The 17282-nt window shown below is 56.7% G+C and carries 16 protein-coding genes; 11 read left to right on the top strand and 5 right to left on the bottom strand.

Annotated elements, in window-relative coordinates:
- The first annotated feature begins 12 nt into the window (after positions 1-12).
- From catA to OSH04_RS12090, 11 genes are all read left to right on the top strand, one after another.
- Positions 13-948: a catechol 1,2-dioxygenase gene (catA, locus tag OSH04_RS12140; RefSeq protein ID WP_009454566.1), complete on the top strand. Its 936-nt coding sequence runs from the start codon at positions 13-15 to the stop codon at positions 946-948.
- A 125-nt stretch (positions 949-1073) separates the two neighbouring features.
- Positions 1074-1769 (top strand): 3-oxoacid CoA-transferase subunit A, encoded by a 696-nt coding sequence (locus OSH04_RS12135; protein WP_009454565.1) that lies wholly within the window; start codon positions 1074-1076, stop codon positions 1767-1769.
- A gap of 26 nt (positions 1770-1795) precedes the next feature.
- Positions 1796-2464, top strand: a complete 669-nt coding sequence (locus OSH04_RS12130; RefSeq protein ID WP_035268747.1) for a 3-oxoacid CoA-transferase subunit B — start codon at positions 1796-1798, stop codon at positions 2462-2464.
- The gene (gene pcaD, locus OSH04_RS12125) at positions 2461-3264 is read left to right on the top strand and encodes a 3-oxoadipate enol-lactonase (RefSeq protein ID WP_035267943.1); all 804 of its coding nucleotides are present in this window, start codon (positions 2461-2463) and stop codon (positions 3262-3264) included. Before OSH04_RS12130 ends, pcaD begins: the two co-directional genes overlap by 4 nt.
- Before the next feature lie 33 nt (positions 3265-3297).
- Entirely contained in the window at positions 3298-3573 is a 276-nt protein-coding gene (catC, locus tag OSH04_RS12120) for a muconolactone Delta-isomerase (protein ID WP_009454559.1), read from the top strand.
- A 97-nt stretch (positions 3574-3670) separates the two neighbouring features.
- Positions 3671-4834, top strand: coding sequence for a benzoate/H(+) symporter BenE family transporter (locus OSH04_RS12115; protein WP_266108545.1), 1164 nt, complete (start codon positions 3671-3673; stop codon positions 4832-4834).
- Positions 4835-4851: 17 nt separating this feature from the next.
- The gene (locus OSH04_RS12110) at positions 4852-6114 is read left to right on the top strand and encodes a GTPase (RefSeq protein WP_009454555.1); all 1263 of its coding nucleotides are present in this window, start codon (positions 4852-4854) and stop codon (positions 6112-6114) included.
- Positions 6114-7655 carry a GTPase gene (locus OSH04_RS12105; protein ID WP_239055539.1) on the top strand — a complete coding sequence of 514 codons (1542 nt, stop codon included), beginning with the start codon at positions 6114-6116 and terminating at the stop codon, positions 7653-7655. Before OSH04_RS12110 ends, OSH04_RS12105 begins: the two co-directional genes overlap by 1 nt.
- A 365-nt stretch (positions 7656-8020) precedes the next feature.
- Positions 8021-8863, top strand: a complete 843-nt coding sequence (locus tag OSH04_RS12100) for a ZIP family metal transporter (RefSeq protein WP_371477530.1) — start codon at positions 8021-8023, stop codon at positions 8861-8863.
- Positions 8864-9154: 291 nt separating this feature from the next.
- Positions 9155-9769: an ABC transporter ATP-binding protein gene (locus OSH04_RS12095; protein ID WP_247966873.1), complete on the top strand. Its 615-nt coding sequence runs from the start codon at positions 9155-9157 to the stop codon at positions 9767-9769.
- 108 nt (positions 9770-9877) lie between these two features.
- Positions 9878-10987 (top strand): class II histone deacetylase, encoded by a 1110-nt coding sequence (locus tag OSH04_RS12090; RefSeq protein ID WP_009454546.1) that lies wholly within the window; start codon positions 9878-9880, stop codon positions 10985-10987.
- Positions 10988-11033: 46 nt separating this feature from the next.
- Here OSH04_RS12090 and OSH04_RS12085 read toward each other — a convergent pair whose 3' ends face one another.
- From OSH04_RS12085 to OSH04_RS12065, 5 genes are all read right to left on the bottom strand, one after another.
- Positions 11034-11969, bottom strand: coding sequence for a helix-turn-helix domain-containing protein (locus tag OSH04_RS12085; protein WP_009454544.1), 936 nt, complete (start codon positions 11967-11969; stop codon positions 11034-11036).
- Positions 11970-12201: 232 nt separating this feature from the next.
- A complete protein-coding gene (locus tag OSH04_RS12080; protein ID WP_266108543.1) occupies positions 12202-12813 on the bottom strand; it encodes a superoxide dismutase in 612 nt (203 codons plus the stop codon).
- 53 nt (positions 12814-12866) lie between these two features.
- Positions 12867-13346, bottom strand: a complete 480-nt coding sequence (locus OSH04_RS12075; RefSeq protein WP_021446677.1) for a hypothetical protein — start codon at positions 13344-13346, stop codon at positions 12867-12869.
- A gap of 303 nt (positions 13347-13649) precedes the next feature.
- The gene (locus OSH04_RS12070) at positions 13650-15083 is read right to left on the bottom strand and encodes a hypothetical protein (protein ID WP_239055540.1); all 1434 of its coding nucleotides are present in this window, start codon (positions 15081-15083) and stop codon (positions 13650-13652) included.
- A 245-nt stretch (positions 15084-15328) separates the two neighbouring features.
- Positions 15329-17251: a PIG-L family deacetylase gene (locus OSH04_RS12065; RefSeq protein WP_266108541.1), complete on the bottom strand. Its 1923-nt coding sequence runs from the start codon at positions 17249-17251 to the stop codon at positions 15329-15331.
- Positions 17252-17282: the final 31 nt, after the last annotated feature.

The following is a 17282-nucleotide window of genomic DNA, read 5'->3' as shown; positions in this document are numbered from 1 at the left end:
AGGAGACACAGAATGAGCGTTAAAATTTTTGACACCCCCGATGTACAAGACTTCCTGCGTTTGGCCTCTGGCCTGGATCAGCCCGGTGGCAATCCACGCGTCAAGCAGATCATGTACCGCATCATCAGCGATCTGTTCAAGACCATTGAAGATCTGGAAATCACCAACGACGAGTACTGGGCAGCCGTGGCTTACCTGAACCGTCTGGGTACGGCCAGCGAAGCCGGTTTGCTGTCTCCCGGTCTGGGCTTTGACCGTTTTCTGGACATGCGCATGGACGCCATGGACAAGGAACTGGGTCTGGACAACGGTACGCCACGCACCATTGAAGGTCCTTTGTACGTGTCGGGCGCTCCTGTGGCGCAAGGTTTTGTTCGCCTGGATGACGGTTCCGATACCGCTGGCGAAACCCTGATCATGCACGGCGTCGTGGCTGGTGCGGACGGCAAGCCTATTGCGGGTGCTCAGGTTGAAGTCTGGCATGCCAATACCAAAGGCTTTTACTCGCACTTTGACCCCACCGGCGAGCAACAACCCTTCAATATGCGCCGCACCATCATTACCGATGAAAACGGTCGCTACAAGTTCCAGAGCATTGTGCCCAAGGGCTACGGCTGTCCTCCGGATGGTCCTACCCAAGGCCTGCTGAACGAGCTGGGCCGCCACGGGAACCGTCCTGCGCACATTCACTTCTTTGTGACGGCTCCTGGCCACCGCAAGCTGACCACGCAGATCAATATCGACGGCGATCCGCTGGTGTACGACGACTTCGCCTACGCTACTCGCGATGGTCTGGTGCCACCGCTGACCGAGCACACGGATCCTGCCCGCATCGCTGCCGAAAACCTGGATGGTCCTTTTGCAGAGATCGTGTTTGATATTTCCTTGACCCCCTTGGTCGATGGCAAGGACAACCAGATCGTGAATCGTCCACGTCTGGCTGCCTAAGTCTTGCTTCAGTCCAGGGCCTGTGTTTGCCAAGTCAAACCAGGCCCTGGGCTGACTTGTTTTTGCTGTGCCTGACGTAAGGGCTGAGCCCATCCGTAGCGTCAGTGCTTTATACGGAGAACGGAGTGATCGATAAACAGGTAAGCAGTGTTGCACAGGCTTTGCATGATGTGCAGGACGGCGCCACGATTCTGGTCGGTGGTTTTGGAACGGCTGGCATACCCACAGAGTTGATCGACGGTCTGATCGAGCAAGGTGCTCGCGACCTGACTATCGTCAACAACAATGCGGGTAATGGCGATGTGGGGCTGGCGGCTTTGCTTAAAACAGGCCGGGTACGCAAAATTATTTGCAGCTTCCCCCGTCAGGCTGATTCCTGGGTATTTGATGACTTGTATCGCAGCGGCAAGATCGAGCTGGAGTTGGTGCCTCAAGGCAATCTGGCCGAACGATTGCGCGCCGCCGGTGCGGGTATCGGTGGCTTTTTCTGCCCGACAGGCTATGGCACAGAACTGGCCAAGGGCAAGGAAACACGTTTGATCAATGGTCGCTGGCATGTCTATGAAGAGCCCATTCATGGAGATGTCGCCCTGATCAAGGCCGAGCGGGGGGACCGTTGGGGGAATTTGACCTACCGCATGGCGGCGCGCAACTTTGGTCCGGTCATGGCGACCGCAGCTCGTACCACCATTGCCAGTGTGTTTGAGCTGGCGGAACTGGGTCAACTGGACCCCGAAACCATTGTGACGCCCGGCATTCATGTGCGTCGCGTCGTGGTGGTGCCACGCAGTCGCACAGAAGCAGGTGGGTTCAAGGCATGAACGGACAGAGCATGAAGGGGGACAGCATGACGCTCAATTATCAGCGCCGCAGTAAAGACGAATTGGCGCAGCGCGTCGCCCAGGACATCCATGACGGCGCCTATGTGAATCTGGGTATTGGCATGCCAACTCTGGTAGCCAACCATTTGCCCGCTGGTGTGGAAGTGGTACTGCACAGCGAGAACGGTATCCTGGGCATGGGCCCGGCACCGGCCGCCGGGCAGGAAGATTACGATTTGATCAATGCGGGCAAGCAAGCGGTGACGCTGCTGCCCGGTGGCGCGTTTTTCCATCATGCCGACAGCTTTGGCATGATGCGTGGCGGCCATCTGGATATTTGTGTGCTGGGCGCTTTCCAAGTGTCGGCAACCGGCGATCTGGCCAACTGGAGCACGGGTGAGCCCGGCGCGATTCCCGCCGTAGGCGGTGCCATGGATCTGGCCATTGGTGCCAAGCAAACCTGGGTCATGATGGATGTGCTGACCAAGCAAGGCGTCAGCAAGCTGGTTGAACAATGCAGCTATCCCTTGACCGGCCTGGCTTGCGTGAAGCGCGTATATACCGATTTGGCCACCCTGGCTTGCACGCCAGAAGGTTTGCAGCTGATTGATCTGGTGCCTGGTTTGACGCATGAAGCGCTGGAAGAAATGATTGGTTTGCCCATTGCCGCGGCAAAGCAGGGAGAGGGCCAATGACGGTCAGCCCCAGCGCCTTGAATACCGAGCGGGGCATGTTCCGCGTCAGCGTGGAAGGTGATCCGCTGGCCCCGGCCCTGATTCTGAGCAACTCCCTGGGCACCACGCAAGAGATGTGGGACCCGCAGGTGGCAGGTTTCGCCCAGTCCTATCGTCTGATCCGTTATGACACCCGTGGTCATGGCGGCAGTCCGGTCACGCCTGGCCCATACCGCTTCAAGGACTTGGGGCGTGATGTGCTGGCGATTCTGGATGCGCTGGATATTGAGCGGGCTGCGTTTTGTGGTCTGTCCATGGGCGGTCATACCGGCTTGTGGTTGGGGGTGAATGCCCCGGAGCGTTTGAATGCGCTGATCGTGTGTAATAGCGCTGCCAAGATTGGTACCGCTCAAGCCTGGCAGGAACGTGCCGAAGCCTTGCGTCAAGGCGGCGCCGCCCAGATGCGTACTTTGGCGGATTCGGCGCCTTCGCGCTGGTTTGGCGAAGCCTTCATCCGGCAATCGCCGGAGCTGGTAAAAGCGATGCAGGATAGTCTGGCCAAGCTGGACCCGCTGGGTTACGCCGCCTGCTGCGATGCCTTGGCCGAGTCGGATCTGCGTGATCAGATCAGCCGTATTTCGGCACCGACCCTGCTGGTCGCTGGCCAGTGGGACCCGGTCACCACGGTGGCCGATGCCCAGGCCATGCAAGCCAATATTCCTGGCTCCAAAGTGGCGGTCGTACCGGCCTCGCATCTGTCCAATCTGGAAGCGCCCGAAGCCTTCGAGCGCGCCGTATTGAATTTTTTAGCCCAGGCCTGAGTGCCCGAGCGCTTGTTTTTAGAAAGGAACACCATGCTTTATCTGGTTCACATGATTGTTGATATCCCTGACTCCCTGCCAGCCGAAGAGGCTGCCCGTATCAAGGCTGAAGAAAAAGCCTACTCGCAGGATCTGCAACGCTCGGGCAAGTGGCCGCATATCTGGCGCGTGGTGGGTCAGTACGCCAACTACAGCGTATTCGATGTCGAGAGCAATGAAGAGCTGCACAATCTGCTCAGCGCCTTGCCCTTGTTCCCTTACATGCAGATTTCCGTGACTCCCTTGGCGACGCACCCGTCGGCTATTTAAGTTACGCAGCAGTAAAAAACTCAGGCTGCGATCCCAGCGCAGCCTGAGCACCGAGTAAAGTTGAGAATTCAAACAAAAAGACTGGGGAGACAAAACGATGGGATTAAAAAGTGGATCGGCGTCGGTCTGGGTGGCCGGATTTTTGTCGGTGTTGATCGCCTATGCCGGTCCTTTGCTGATCTTTATTCAGGCCGCACAAGTGGGCCGAATTGCTGACGCGGAGTTGATCTCCTGGATTTGGGCGATTTCCATAGGCGCTGGTTTGAGCGGTTTGCTCCTGAGCGCGTATTTAAAGCTGCCCATTATTACAGCCTGGTCCGCACCGGGAACGGCTTTGCTGCTGACTCTGTTTCCAGGCATCACCATGCCTGAAGTGGTGGGGGCGTATCTTAGCGCTGCCTTGATTATCGTCGTCATTGGTCTGACAGGCGGTTTTGAAAAGATTCTTTCCTTCATCCCCAAGGGCATTGCTGCGGGCATGATGGCCGGTATTTTGCTCCAGTTCGGTATGGCGGCGTTCAAGTCCAGCAGCGACATGCCCGCCATCGTATTGGTGATGTTGGCGGTGTACTTGCTGGGCAAGCGTTTTTTGCCGCGTTACGCGATTGTGCTGGTGGCCTTGTCCGGATTTGTGATGGCCATGGCCAGCGGCCAAGTGCATATGGAAGCGTTCCAGCTGGAGCTGGCCCGCCCGGTGTGGGTTACTCCGGAATTCAATATCGCGACCTTGTTGAGCCTGACCTTGCCCTTGGTGCTGGTCAGTTTGACGGGGCAGTATCTGCCCGGCATGGCGGTCTTGCAGTTGGCGGGTTACCCCACGCCATCGCGCCCCGTGTTGGCTGGCACCGGTTTGGCCTCGATGTTGGTGGCCTGTTTTGGGGGCATCACCATTGTGCTGTCGTCCATTACCGCCGCTTTGTGTACGGGCAAGGATGCCCATCCTGATCCCGACAAGCGCTATGTGGCTGGTATTGCCAATGGCGTGTTTTATCTCTTGGGCGGCACCTTTGCCGGCTCGATTGTGTATTTGTTTACGGCTTTGCCCGCCTCCTTGATTGCAGCCCTGGCGGGTCTGGCGTTGATAGGGGCCATTGTGGCCAATGTGCGGGTGATGGTCAGTGAAAGCGGCTATATCGAGCCGTCTGTCATCACATTTTTAACCACCGCATCAGGAATGAGCTTGTTTGGACTGGGCGCTGCATTTTGGGGCGTGGTGTTTGGCTTGGTGGCTTATCGCCTGCTTGGGTCCAAACATAAGTGAAACAAAAGGAAGAGACTATGAATCAGTTGGCACTATCCCTTGATCAAGTATTGGAGCCTGTGTTGGCCGTGTTGCCACAGCGCCGCTGGGATCTGGATCGTTTGCGCGTTCTCTTGCAATTGAACGTGCCGCCAACGGTGACCGTAGTCGGTAAATACAATCACGGCAAAAGTCGTCTGCTTAATGAGTTGATGGGCAGTGATGTTTTCAATGTGGCTGATCGCCGTGAAACTGTCGCATTGGCCGAGCATGTGCATGAAGGGGTGCGCTGGCTGGATGCGCCCGGTCTGTACGCAGACGTGGCCTTGCAGGACGATGCTCTGGCGCGTGAAGCCATGGGTTTGCAGGCGGATATTCGTCTGTTCGTCCACGCGGCCAAAGAGGGCGAGCTGGACGCGCTGGAAAACAATTTGCTGCAAGAGCTGGCCGCAGACCATCAACGCTCCCAGCGTCAGAACCTGATGGTCATCAGCCAGATTGACCAGTTGGCCGATGACGAGCAGCAAGAGAAAGTGCTGGGCGCGATTCAGCAGCAGTGTGCCGGTGTGACACTGCACCCCGTGTCCAGCACCCGCTATCGCCAGGGCCGTGATGGGGGCAAGCAGCGCATGCTGGAGAAAAGCGGAATTCCCGCTTTGCAGGCTTCTTTGGAAGCGGCCTTGAAACGTGTGCCGCAAGCCCGCGAGTTCGAGCGTGAAGCCTTGCTGACCGAGCTGACGCAAGAACTGAACGCCTTGCAGCAAACGCAAGAGCAAAGCCTGCATAGCCTGCAGCAGACGCAAAAGCAGCAGCACATTGATTTTGTGGACGGTCTGCGCACGATTCTGGAAGGCATCGAGAAGGATCTGGAGCCGGTAGTCAATGCCCCCGGCGTGGATCATTCCCTGGTGCCGGATACCTTCGAGTTTGGTTTCAAGATGACGGCAGGCAAGCAAGAGCGTGCCCGTTTGCAGATTGCCTATTCGCGTGCGTGTATTGCGATCAATGGGCATCTGGTGGAATACGGTGCCGTAGGCTTGCCAGCGGCCCAACGTACCTCGGTGCGCAGCATGGATACCGTCATGATTGCGGTGATGGGTGTGTCGGTGAAGTACCGAGATGATCTGCGTCGTATTTTCTGCGAGCAGGCGGGTCGCGACAAGCTGGTTCAGGATTTCACCCATTATTTTGAAGTCTCGGATGGCCGTGTTGCTTTGGAGAAGCAGATCGAGGCGACTGAAAATCAGCTTGAGCAAACGCGTCAGGCTTTGGAAGGTCTGTCCACATTGGAGCATGCGTAATGTCGGTGGAAAGCACGTTTATCAAGGCGGTTGCGCAGCTCAATCCTGCCAGTCAGGATATGCAGCCCGCTATTGCCAAGATGGAGCAGTGGCTGGCGGATTTGGGCCAGACGACCGTGGCGCAAGCCTTGTCCTGCACGGCATTGGCCGAGCAGGGGACATTGGCGCACAGTGCTCGACAACTGAATCAGCAGTTGCAAGAACAAAAAGAGGCCTGGGCGGCTTCCTGGTCTGCATTGGCACCCGCGCAGGAGTTGGCGGATCGTTTCCGCGATCGCATTATGTTGCTGGTGTTTGGCTCCTTTAATGCCGGTAAAAGCTCCTTGTGTAATTTCCTGGCGGACCGCTTTCGTCGTCAGGGTCATAGCGTGGATTTCTTCCGTCTGGCCGATGGGCAGATGCAGCCCATGCCTGAGGGTTTTCAGGAAGGGGCAACGGAAACCACGGTTGCTTTGCAAGGGGTGTGTCTGGGCGAGAAGCTGGTGTTGCTGGATACCCCCGGCCTGCACTCGGCTAATGCTCACAACGCCGCTTTGACACAGCAGTTTCTGGAAAGCACGGATGCGCTCTTGTGGCTGAGCAGTTCCAGCGCACCGGGGCAAGTACAGGAGTTGGGCGATTTGCTGGTGGAATTGCGCCGCAACAAGCCCTTGCTGCCGGTGATTACCCGCAGCGATCGCATCGAGGAAGATGAGATCGACGACGAGATCGTCAAAGTGCTTTGCAACAAGACGGCCGATAACCGCCAGTTGCAGGAAGAGGACGTGATGACGCGGGCAGCGCAGGCCCTGAACCATTGGGGCTTGAGCAGTGACTTGCTCAAACCGGCCTTGTCCCTGTCCGTGCATATGGCGCGCAGTCAGCAGGATGAAGAGCAGGGCTTGGAGCAGGCGGGCTTCGAGCGCTTGTATCTGGCAGTGCAGAACCTGCTGAAGCCTGCCTTGGCATACAAGCAGCGTAAACCTGCCGAGCTGCAATTGCACCATATAGAAGAAGTGATTCTGAGTCCCTTGACGCAAACGCTGGAGCAGGCCGCTACCCAATTGCGTCAGCGTATTGAAGAGCAAACGCTGGTGCTGCAAGGAGCCGTGCAAGCTCTGACAGAAGGCACCTGGCGGCGAGTGGTGCCCCAATTGCCCGAAGTACTGGAAAAACATGCCGCCCAGCAAGATGTTGCCGCTGTGCGTACCGAACTTGGCCAGAACTTGAGCGAGGCGTTTGCGGAGTTAAGCCAGACTATCCTGGCGAATTTCCAGTTGATGCAGCCAGACGTGCCGACACTGAATCTGCCTGCGCATATTGGCTATGAAGTGTTCCAGGAGCAGGGGGAAGGGCAAGCGCCGTTGATCGACTACAACCGTCTGTACATGAGCTTGAGTGATGGGGTGATGAATAGTGCCCAGGAGCTGGCGGAACAGGTCGTGGAGCAGGCCGAGCAAAGTCTGGAACAGCTCCAGCAAGAGCTGATTCAATTGGAAAATGCTGTGGCTGAACAGGCCCAGGCTTTGGAGGCAATCAAGCATCAATTGCATACTGCCTGAGCTAGTATTCATTCGGTTTTGCATCGCCATGCAAAGCGCAGATAACAGGCTGGATGGCTGTCAAACCCCAAGCTGATTTCATGGATTGTGGCTTATTTGTTGAAACGCTAATGAGAATTGTTAGCATTTCGATATTTATGTTTTAAATCGAAGATGAAGTCGCTATGATGGTTTGTACAGCATCCATGCCTTTGCAAGAGCCGTTTTACGGCTCTTTGCGTCTGTATCAGGCAAACCTGGATTGCGTAATTTTCTGGGGGCGCACGGCTATGAAACCGAAAACAAGCCACTACTTTTCACCCAATAAGGGAAGCTCGCCTAACTGGCGCCAACACCTGCGCCTGTGGGTTGGACTCATCATCTCCATGGGGGGCGTCTGGGCGCTCTGTCATCAGTTCTGGCTGTACGCACAAGATCACCCGGTGGTCTTGCAGGCCCTGGTGGGCGGCTCCATCGCGGCACTGGCCACAGCACTGGGCACCGTGCCCGTCATGTTTTCTCAAACCATGTCGCAGCGTACGCAAGATACGCTGTATGGCTTTGGGGCGGGGGTGATGCTGGCCGCTTGTGCTTTCTCGCTGGTTCTGCCGGGTCTGGAAGCGGCACAGAACCAGCAAGTGTTTGGCGGTGGTGCCTGGGGCGCGGGCTCCGCCGTGGGCCTGTCCATCTTGTTGGGGGCTGCAGCCTTGATGCTGCTTGATCGCATCCTGCCGCACGAACACTTCATCAAAGGGCGTGAAGGTCCTGGCAGTACGACGTCCACCAAGCTGCGCCGTACCTGGCTGTTTGTGATCGCCATTACGCTGCACAACTTCCCGGAAGGCTTGGCCATTGGCGTGGGCTATGTGGGTAATGAAGGTGTGCGCGCCAATGCGCTGGCCACGGGTATTGCCATTCAGGACGTGCCTGAAGGTTTGGTGGTGGCACTGGCCTTGCTGGCTGCTGGTTATAGCCGTACCTTCTCGGTAGTTTTGGGTATGGCCAGTGGTCTGGTTGAGCCGGTTGGGGCCGTGCTGGGTGCGGTGGCCGTCAGCAGCTCGCTGGTGCTTCTGCCTTTTGGTCTGGGCTTTGCAGCGGGTGCCATGCTGTTTGTGATCAGCCACGAGATCATTCCCGAATCGCACCGGCAAGGACATGAAACCTTTGCAACCGGCGGTTTGATGATCGGTTTTGTCTTGATGATGTTGCTGGATACGGCCTTGGGATAAGCAAGTCCACGCGGAGAAATAGCCTGAACAAGCTTGTCTTGTTTCAGGCTATTTTTTTGGTTTTGGCTGTAGACCCGCGCATGAATGCCTGGCAAGGCTGTGCCCGACAAGGTTTTTGCTCCATAGTTGCTGAACCCTGCATGGCCACAGCACAGCAAGCAGTCCAAACATCAGCCCATAAAGACCTATACTAAGGCCCCTGTTCGGGGCAGTCCCGTACTTGTTTTTTTATCCCGCCTCGTCAGAGCATCTTTTGTCTGCCCAGGCGCTTCTTTGGCAGTGACTTCCAGCATGCTACGCATAGACAATCTCAGTAAAAACTATGGCGACTACCCCGTTTTCAAGGGGCTGACTCATACATTTCAGCCTGGCTGCGTGGCGCTCTGTGAAGAAGACAGTACCGGCAAATCTACCTTGCTGAACATCATTGCAGGCTTGCTCGAACCGGATGCGGGGGAAGTGTGGATAGACGGGCACTCGCTGATGCAAACGCCCCGACAAGCCCGCGCTCGTATGGCTTATGTACCCGACAACTGCATGCTGTTTCCGTCCCAGACGGGCCGTGAACTGTTGGCGCAAATCGCCGCAGAAAAGAACACCCATGTGGATGACAATGCGCTGGATCTGGCCTGCCGATTAGGGCTGGAGCCACACTTGGACAAGCGCTTTGAGCAGATGTCGACAGGCACGCGCCGCAAGGTATTTCTGACGGCGGCGGCCTTGGGTGACCCGGCAGTGATCATTGCCGATGGCCCCAGCAATGGCCTGGATACGCAGGCTCGTGCCGCTTTGGCGGAGCAGTTCCAGATCTGGTCGCAAGACCGTGTTGTGCTGTTCGCCAGCTACGATGCCGAGTTGGTTGAGGCTTGCGGAGCAGAAATAATCAATATTGCCGAGCTGGTTTAGACCTTGGGGGGGGCCGTCAGCCCATAAATTCGGCAATCCTACGGATTCTTTCCGCCGTTCAGATCCCTACTATGGTTCTGCCAAACAAACCAAAAGAAAGGAGACGACATGGCAACAGGATATATTTGGAACACTCTTTACGGCTGGGTAGATACGGGGACGGGCAGTCTTGCCTCGGCCAATCTGGGGGCCCGTTTACAACCGATCAGCCACCACTTGGCCCATCCCGATACGAAGCGCCGCTTTCACGAGCTGGTTTGCGCCTCCGGGCAAATTGATCATCTGACTAGCATCCAGGCCAAGCCTGCACGCGACAAGGATATTTTGCGTGTGCATACGGCAGAGCATCTGGAAAACATGAAGCGTGTCAGTGCCTTGCCAACCGGCGGCGACACCGGCGACGGCATCACCACCATGGGTAATGGCGGCCTTGAAATTGCCATGCTTTCTGCCGGTGGCGCCATTGAGATGGTCAAGAAAGTGGTCAGTCGTGAAGTCAGTAATGGCTACGCACTGGTAAACCCACCCGGCCACCACGCACCCCGTGCTGGTGCGATGGGTTTTTGCATTTTTAATAACACCTCGGTGGCCGCGGCGTACGCTCGCGAAGAACTGGGCCTGGATCGTGTCGCGATTCTGGATTGGGACGTGCACCACGGTAATGGTACGCAGGATATCTGGTGGAATGACCCTTCGGTTTTGACCATTTCCCTGCACCAGCATCTTTGCTTCCCGGCCAATAGCGGTTTTACGACTGAGCGCGGCGAGGGCGAAGGCTTGGGCTACAACCTGAATATCCCATTGCCTCCCGGTGGTGGGAATGCCGCTTACCTCTATGCCATGGAAAAAGTGGTGTTGCCTGCGCTGCGCGCCTATAAACCGCAGCTGATTATCGTGGGCTCGGGCTTTGATGCCAGCATGATGGACCCGCTGGCACGCATGATGGTGACGGCTTCCGGTTTCCGTCAGATGGCGCGTCAAATTATCGACTGCGCCGAGGAAGTGTGCGAAGGTCGTATCGCTTTTGTGCAGGAAGGGGGGTACAGCCCGCATTACTTGCCATTCTGCGGTCAGGCTGTCATCGAGGAGCTGACCGGTGTACGTACGCTGGCTGATCCTTACGCGGACTTTCTGGGCGGGATGGGCGGCGATACGCTACTGGATGCGGAACGTGCTTGCGTGGACGAAGCCGCAGGCTTGTTGAGCGGTCTACGCTAATACGCTGTGATGTTCATGGTTTGAACGCTACCCCGGACCTTGTCGTTTAATGGCAGAGTCCGGGCACGGCAGCCAGGATAGCACCATGCGCATCCGGCACATACCAGTGATTCAGAGCCGCTTTAACAGCGGCTTCTGTGCGTCTGGTAATGCCCAGCTTGCGCAGCAAGGACGTGACATGCGAATGCACAGTGCGTTCGCTTAAAAACAGACTGGCCGCAATTTCCCGGTCGGTATAGCCCGTTACCAGCCAGCCCAGTACTTGCATTTCCTTGGCACTGAGCGCGGCGGGCAAGGGAGCGGGGACCAGTCGAACCAGAACATCCCCCTTGGGAAAACGCTGTGCTTGCAGTCGATAGCTTCGTTTGCCCTCCAACCAGAACGCTTGCAAGGTTGAGGTCTCCTGGCCCATGAAGGACAAGGCTTTAGCCAGTGCGGGGCTGAATTGGGAGGCATTGGAGAGCATGTCTTCACGCATGATCAGGCTGCCTGCCTGTGGCACCAAATGCAAGACGATGCCGTTTTGCGCGACCATGTTTTGCATGGCCTCTTCCAGCAGGATTTTTGCGCCCAGCGCCAGCGTGCGGACGTGGCGATTGAAGCTGCCGGCCTGTTGGGAAGAAAAGTGAATCATCCCCAGATAGGAATCCCCTCGCTGCAGTTCTACCGTCATGCCATCCTGAAATCCACCACGCAGCAGAGCATCGGTATAGATAGCAGTGCTGCGAAAAGGAGGATCCATGGTGTCCGAGCACTCGGAAATGGAGGGGGGTAGCAAATCGTGGGGAGAGGCTTGCGCCGTAAATCCGGGTGGATAGATTTGCGGAAAGCCTGTCCCCAAGGCAGAGGCACAGTTCAGGTTATAGCCTTCACAATGCAATTCCAGATGCGTACGGCTTTGTGGTGCACAGCCCAGAAGCTGCACCGCATCGAAGTGAAACAGGGAACGTAGGGATTGAATACGATCGCAGAGACTCAACATGTGGGGGCCTGGGGATGTGTGTGGTAAGGGCGCTAACAATCAACATAGCGTTTGGTGATGCACTGCGCAATTGGGCCAAACCCAGGCGTGGATGCTGGACTGTGTAGGGATGTGCCCCTAAAGCCAAAACCCTCCGAAAGTGGAGGGTTGCTTGGAAAGGCGACAAGCTAAAGTGCTTGTTGCTACCTGTCTCCGAGTAAGGTGACAGGGTTTGACGGGGCGTAAAACCGCTTTATTTAACGGCTTCCAGGTATCTTCTCAGCACTTCGGGCCAATTAATCACATTGAAAAAGGCCGCAATGTATTCAGGCCGACGATTCTGATACTTCAGGTAGTAGGCGTGTTCCCACACGTCCAGGCCCAGTATGGGTGTGTTGCCGTGCATCAGCGGGCTGTCCTGATTGCCGGTGCTCTCTACCACCAGCTTCTTTTCCGGGGTGACACTGAGCCAAGCCCAGCCACTACCAAAACGTGAGATCGCCGCTTTGGTAAAGGCATCCTTGAATGACTCGAAACCGCCCAGATCCCGGTCTATGGCATAAGCCAGATCGTTGGGAAGGGTGCTATCGGCATCGGGCGTTATGACGGTCCAGAACAAGCTGTGGTTGGCATGACCGCCACCATTGTTGCGCACGACATTGCGCAGGGATTCAGGCAAGGTGTCCAGCCCGGCTACCAGCTCATCAATAGGCGGGTAGGGCAAGTTGGCCGCTTCCAGTGCCGCATTCAGATTATTGATATAGGTCTGATGATGTTTGCTGTAGTGAATCTCCATGGTCTGGGTGTCGATATGCGGCTCCAGAGCATGGTAGGCATAAGGCAGGGCAGGTAAGGTGTAAGACAAGACGCACTCCTCGATAAACCCCAGGCCGGTGGCGCCTGGGGGACAGAATGAAACTAATGAGAAAAAGAGCGTTCCTGCGGGCTGACCGCCCCTAAGAACAGGGCAGAGCAGGTAGGGACATGATGGGGGTAGCGTCGCGCATAGCGGGCCAGTTCGGCATAAGTGCGGCGGCTGTGTTGCCAGGCAGCCATGCGCCAGTCGTCCGCCAGACGGGTATTGGCAGCGGCGCAGCACAAGGTTTCATGAGCTGTGCACAGGTGCAGACCCTGTTCGTCACTTTGACCCAGTTGCTCGCAGGCATCGGCCAGATTCAAATGGGCAATGACCCAGGCGGCAATGGTGGCGTCGGCCCCTTCGCAAGAGCCAAACAGCAGCGGTTTCACATACGCACGAGCTTGCTGATAGTGCGTGATGGCATCGGTGTAATTGTGGGATTGAAAGGCCTGGTTGCCCTGTGTGATCAAATTGCGCCAGGAGGCCAGTTCGTCGCGTTGGGTAAGAGCGTGTTGGGACTGTTGGGCGAGTGTCTGCATGCATTGCTCCTGATAAAAGGTAGCGCATCAATAATGAAATTAATGATAATGATTTGCATTTATATTATCAAGGTAATCCCAAAAGCAAATCGTAAGCAGATCAAACGTCAGGCAAAAAAGGAGGGGGAGCACTTCTTAAAGCCAATATCAGTGCGGCTTTGTGGGCAGGGTGAGCGTGCTTAGGTGTATACCCTGTAGCGTCAATATTCTTGTTTCAGATCAAGCCCCAGTTGGCTGCAGGACAAGAAAAAAGGCTGAAAGCCCGGGAGCTTTCAGCCTTGATTTCCGCTTGTCTGAACCGTCTTAACGACGTTTTACCGACAGCTCATATTCCATATCCTGGTCGTAACTACCCAAGGACATGGCTTTGACTTCGTATTCGCCCGCTTCCAGCTGGACTTCCAGACGTGCGTTCATGTCGCCGCCGCTATCATCGTCTTCAGCAACGGTTTGACCGTCTTTACGCAGCACCAGGTAGGTATCGAAGATAGGCGAGGTCATGTCAATGACGTAGCTGCCAGGTTGACGTACGGTCAACTGGTAGCTGTCGCTGGTGATGCCTTGCAGCATCAGAGCCTGGCGAGGCTCACCCACACGGATGGTTCCGCCGCCGGCATTGGCAGGGACTTCATCAGCCGAGGCGGACAGGGCAAACAGACCAGCCTGGTTGGAGCCAGAAATCTTCACCTGGTGTTCGCCTGCAGCCAGTACGCCGCGGACGCGTTGTTGGCCGGCTTCATCACCGTATTGGTTGGCACTGGTGGAGTCTACTTCCATCGTGGCCTGGAAGCCTTGGGCGTCCATTTGCACGGTGACCAGTTTGGGTTCGGACAAGGTGAAGCTGTAGGTTTGGGTTTCACCCGTGAACAGACCGGTTTTGCCATCGCCGTCCAGAGTCAGACTGTCGCCGTTTTTCAGCTCGATCTCGCCGGTCATTTCTTCGGGCTTGATCTCCAGCGAGAAGCCGCCCTGGAAGTTTTGTGCGCCCATGGCCGAGCTGGCCTGAACAATGTACTCACCGGCTTTCAGGTACACCTGCAAGCGTGCATCGGTACCGCCACCGCTGTCATCGTCCGAGGCCAATTCCATGCCGCGACGATCCATCAGCTTCAGATAGGCGTCCATGCTGTTTTGCTCGGCCTTCATGGCCAGGCTGTACAAGCCGTCCTTGTCGATATTCAAGCGGTAACGCTTCTGGCCGCCCAGTGCCCAGTCATGAATGGTCTGGTCTTGAGTCAAAGGCTCGCCGGTGTAGGCTTTCAGGGTATCGACGACGACCTGGAACGGACCGTAGGAACTGGTGTTGAAGCCGCTGACAACCACTTGGTAGGTGTCGTTGAAATCCGCCTTGAAGCCCAGTGTGGTGGCCTGGCCTTTGGTTTCGCTATCGGGGCAGTCTTCGCAGCGCTGAGTACGAGTGACCAGTTCGCCGTTGCGCAGCACGCTGATTTGCGGGCGCAGGGGGCCACTTACGCTGATCTTGATGATCTGGCCGGCTTCAGCCTTCACATCAAACAGGCTGCTGCGTACGCCATCGCTCAGGTTCAAGAAGCTCTTGCTGGTCAATTCGCCGGAGACGGATTGGCCCAATACCAGGGTTTGAGCAGCACCTATGCTGCTGGGGGCGCTGCTGACCGGGCCGCTGGCCGGTACGGGTACGTTTTTGGCGTAATAAATCGCGCCACCGGCGCCGATGACGACGCCCAACAGGGCTGCAAATAAGGTAGTTGGCTTCATGATCTCTGAAGAGTAGCTAAAAGAGTAAGGCACCGATAAGCCGGCAGCCGTTAGCGGGCGATTGTACTGGAGCTGAGAGAGCCAGCGCACACTGTTGCAACAAGATACTACGATATGGCCCTGGATTCCGGGTTTATGGTTGGGGCTTGGATCAATAACTGGATTCGTTTCCTGGCCCGGCTTTGTCTTGAAAGCCCGGCGCATGCCTGCGTACTTTGTTACGTTTTAAGCGGATGCTTCGCTCCTCAAGGCTGCACATAGTCTTGGCTGATGAAGGCAGGGGCCTCGCTAAAGGACTGTCCACCTCCTGGTGGTGGAGCCTGGGTCAGTGCTACTTGCACCCATTTGCCGTGACGGCGTTCCAATAATCGATAGCGCTGCTCGGGACCAATCGGACGACTGGCCAGGTAAAGGGTGCCGTTTTGTTTGTACAGAACGGGCTGGGACGCGGATTGCTTGTCCACTTCCTGTTCCTGCTCTTGATCAAGCAGCACAATGGCACCACCCGGACTCTTTTGAATCGCCACAACAACCTGTTCTTTTTCGCCCAGGCTAAGAGCGGGCGTGCCTACGTAGTTCAAACCCAGATCTTGCGGATGAGACCAGCGCTGCTGGCTGTCTTGGCTCAGGCGCTGCAAGTGCTGGCTCTGGCGATCGCGCATATACAGCTCAATCTGACCTTGCGCATTCAGGATAGAAGCCAGTCCGCCGCTGATGGGAGGGACCGGAATCGCTTGCCAGGCCTGCCATTTCGAATCATTTTGCTGAGAGGTCTGGAAAAGCTGGCCTTGCAGATTGCTGGCAAAGACATGGGTGCGTCCCTGTTTATCCAGGCTTAGAGTGGCGGGGTAGGCGGGCTGTTCCAGTACAGGGAGGGCTTTCCAGGCACTCCAGCCGTAATCAGGCTGACGGGCGGCGCTCCAGTAAAAGCGGCCATCGGTGCCCATGGCCAAAGCCTGGCTGTCACGGCGGCTGACCATCGGTGTGTGCAGTACGCGTGGGCCGGGTATTTTTTGCCAGGCGAGCCAGTCGTCCTCATCGGGGGCACGGCTGAACCAGACTTGCCCGCTTGCATCGCGTGCAAACAGGCCGGGGCTGCCGTCTGCATACTGGAAGGCGTTCAAGGCATCCGCTGTGCGTCCGCCCAGGGTGGTCCAGCGCTGTTCTTGCACATCCCATTGATTGATGGCGTCGTTTTGTTCACCCGAGACGAAAAAGCTGAGCCTGCCTTCCTTGTCACTTAACAGGCTGGCCGGATAGTCGGCACGGCTGGTGTAGTAACTACGTTGTACCCAGGCGGCGGCAGGACCAGCGGGTTCCTGGCACACAGCGGGGCCTTTGCAGGCGTGTTGATCATGCCAGGCGTAGCGCCGGAAAATCTCGGTTTTGCTGTGGATTTCATTCAAGGTCAGATTGCGGGCCTGTTCTTGAATCGGGTAGTCCACATAGCCAATTTGCGCGTAATTGCCGGGGGCGGCCAGCATGGCTTCCCGAACCAGTCGGGCGCTGGCGATATGGTCCGGGTGCCCGTGTCCGCTACAACGCCAGCACAGCTGGGTGTAAGGCACGGGATTGGTGTCATCCAGATAGCGAACGCTGGTAGGCCGATACAGTCGTATCAAGGCCGCCAGCGTTTGAACCAGTTGCTCGCGGTTCAATGTTTGTTGAGGACTATCCAGTGTTTGTACGGTTTGGCCGGGTACGGATTCTGCACGGCTCAAGGGAGTCAGGCTTCCCCAGCCGGGGCCCAGCCAAGGGTCTTGCAGACGTAAATGACTAAGCTGAATGCCCGGCCTGGCTCGCAAGGTAAATTGCGCGATCGAGGCACTGCCGACCATCAAGCGGGTTTGCTGCCATTCATTGACCAGCCCGGCCATATAGGCATAGGCGGCGCGCACACCTTGCTCGCGGCTGTACATATATTCCAGCCCGCCTTTGCGTTCACTGGCGGTCAGATACAGAACCTGCATGCAGCCACCTGCCTGGATATTGCTGGACAGGTCCGGGTTCATGAACAGCAGATCGTCATCCATATGGCCCACGACGACCAGATCCCGGCTGCCGTGACAAGCGTCGGCGGCCTGGGCAGAAAACGACAAGAGCAAAGCACACAGTCCGCCAAGCAGCCTGTGTTTCAGGGAAGGACCAGCCGAAAAGGCGAGATACATGAGGATGAGAGCGCGGAATAAACAAGGATCA

The sequence above is a fragment of the Alcaligenes nematophilus genome, from assembly GCF_026344155.1.
GTDB lineage: Bacteria > Pseudomonadota > Gammaproteobacteria > Burkholderiales > Burkholderiaceae_B > Alcaligenes > Alcaligenes phenolicus.
This window is presented reverse-complemented; position numbering and strand designations above follow the sequence as displayed.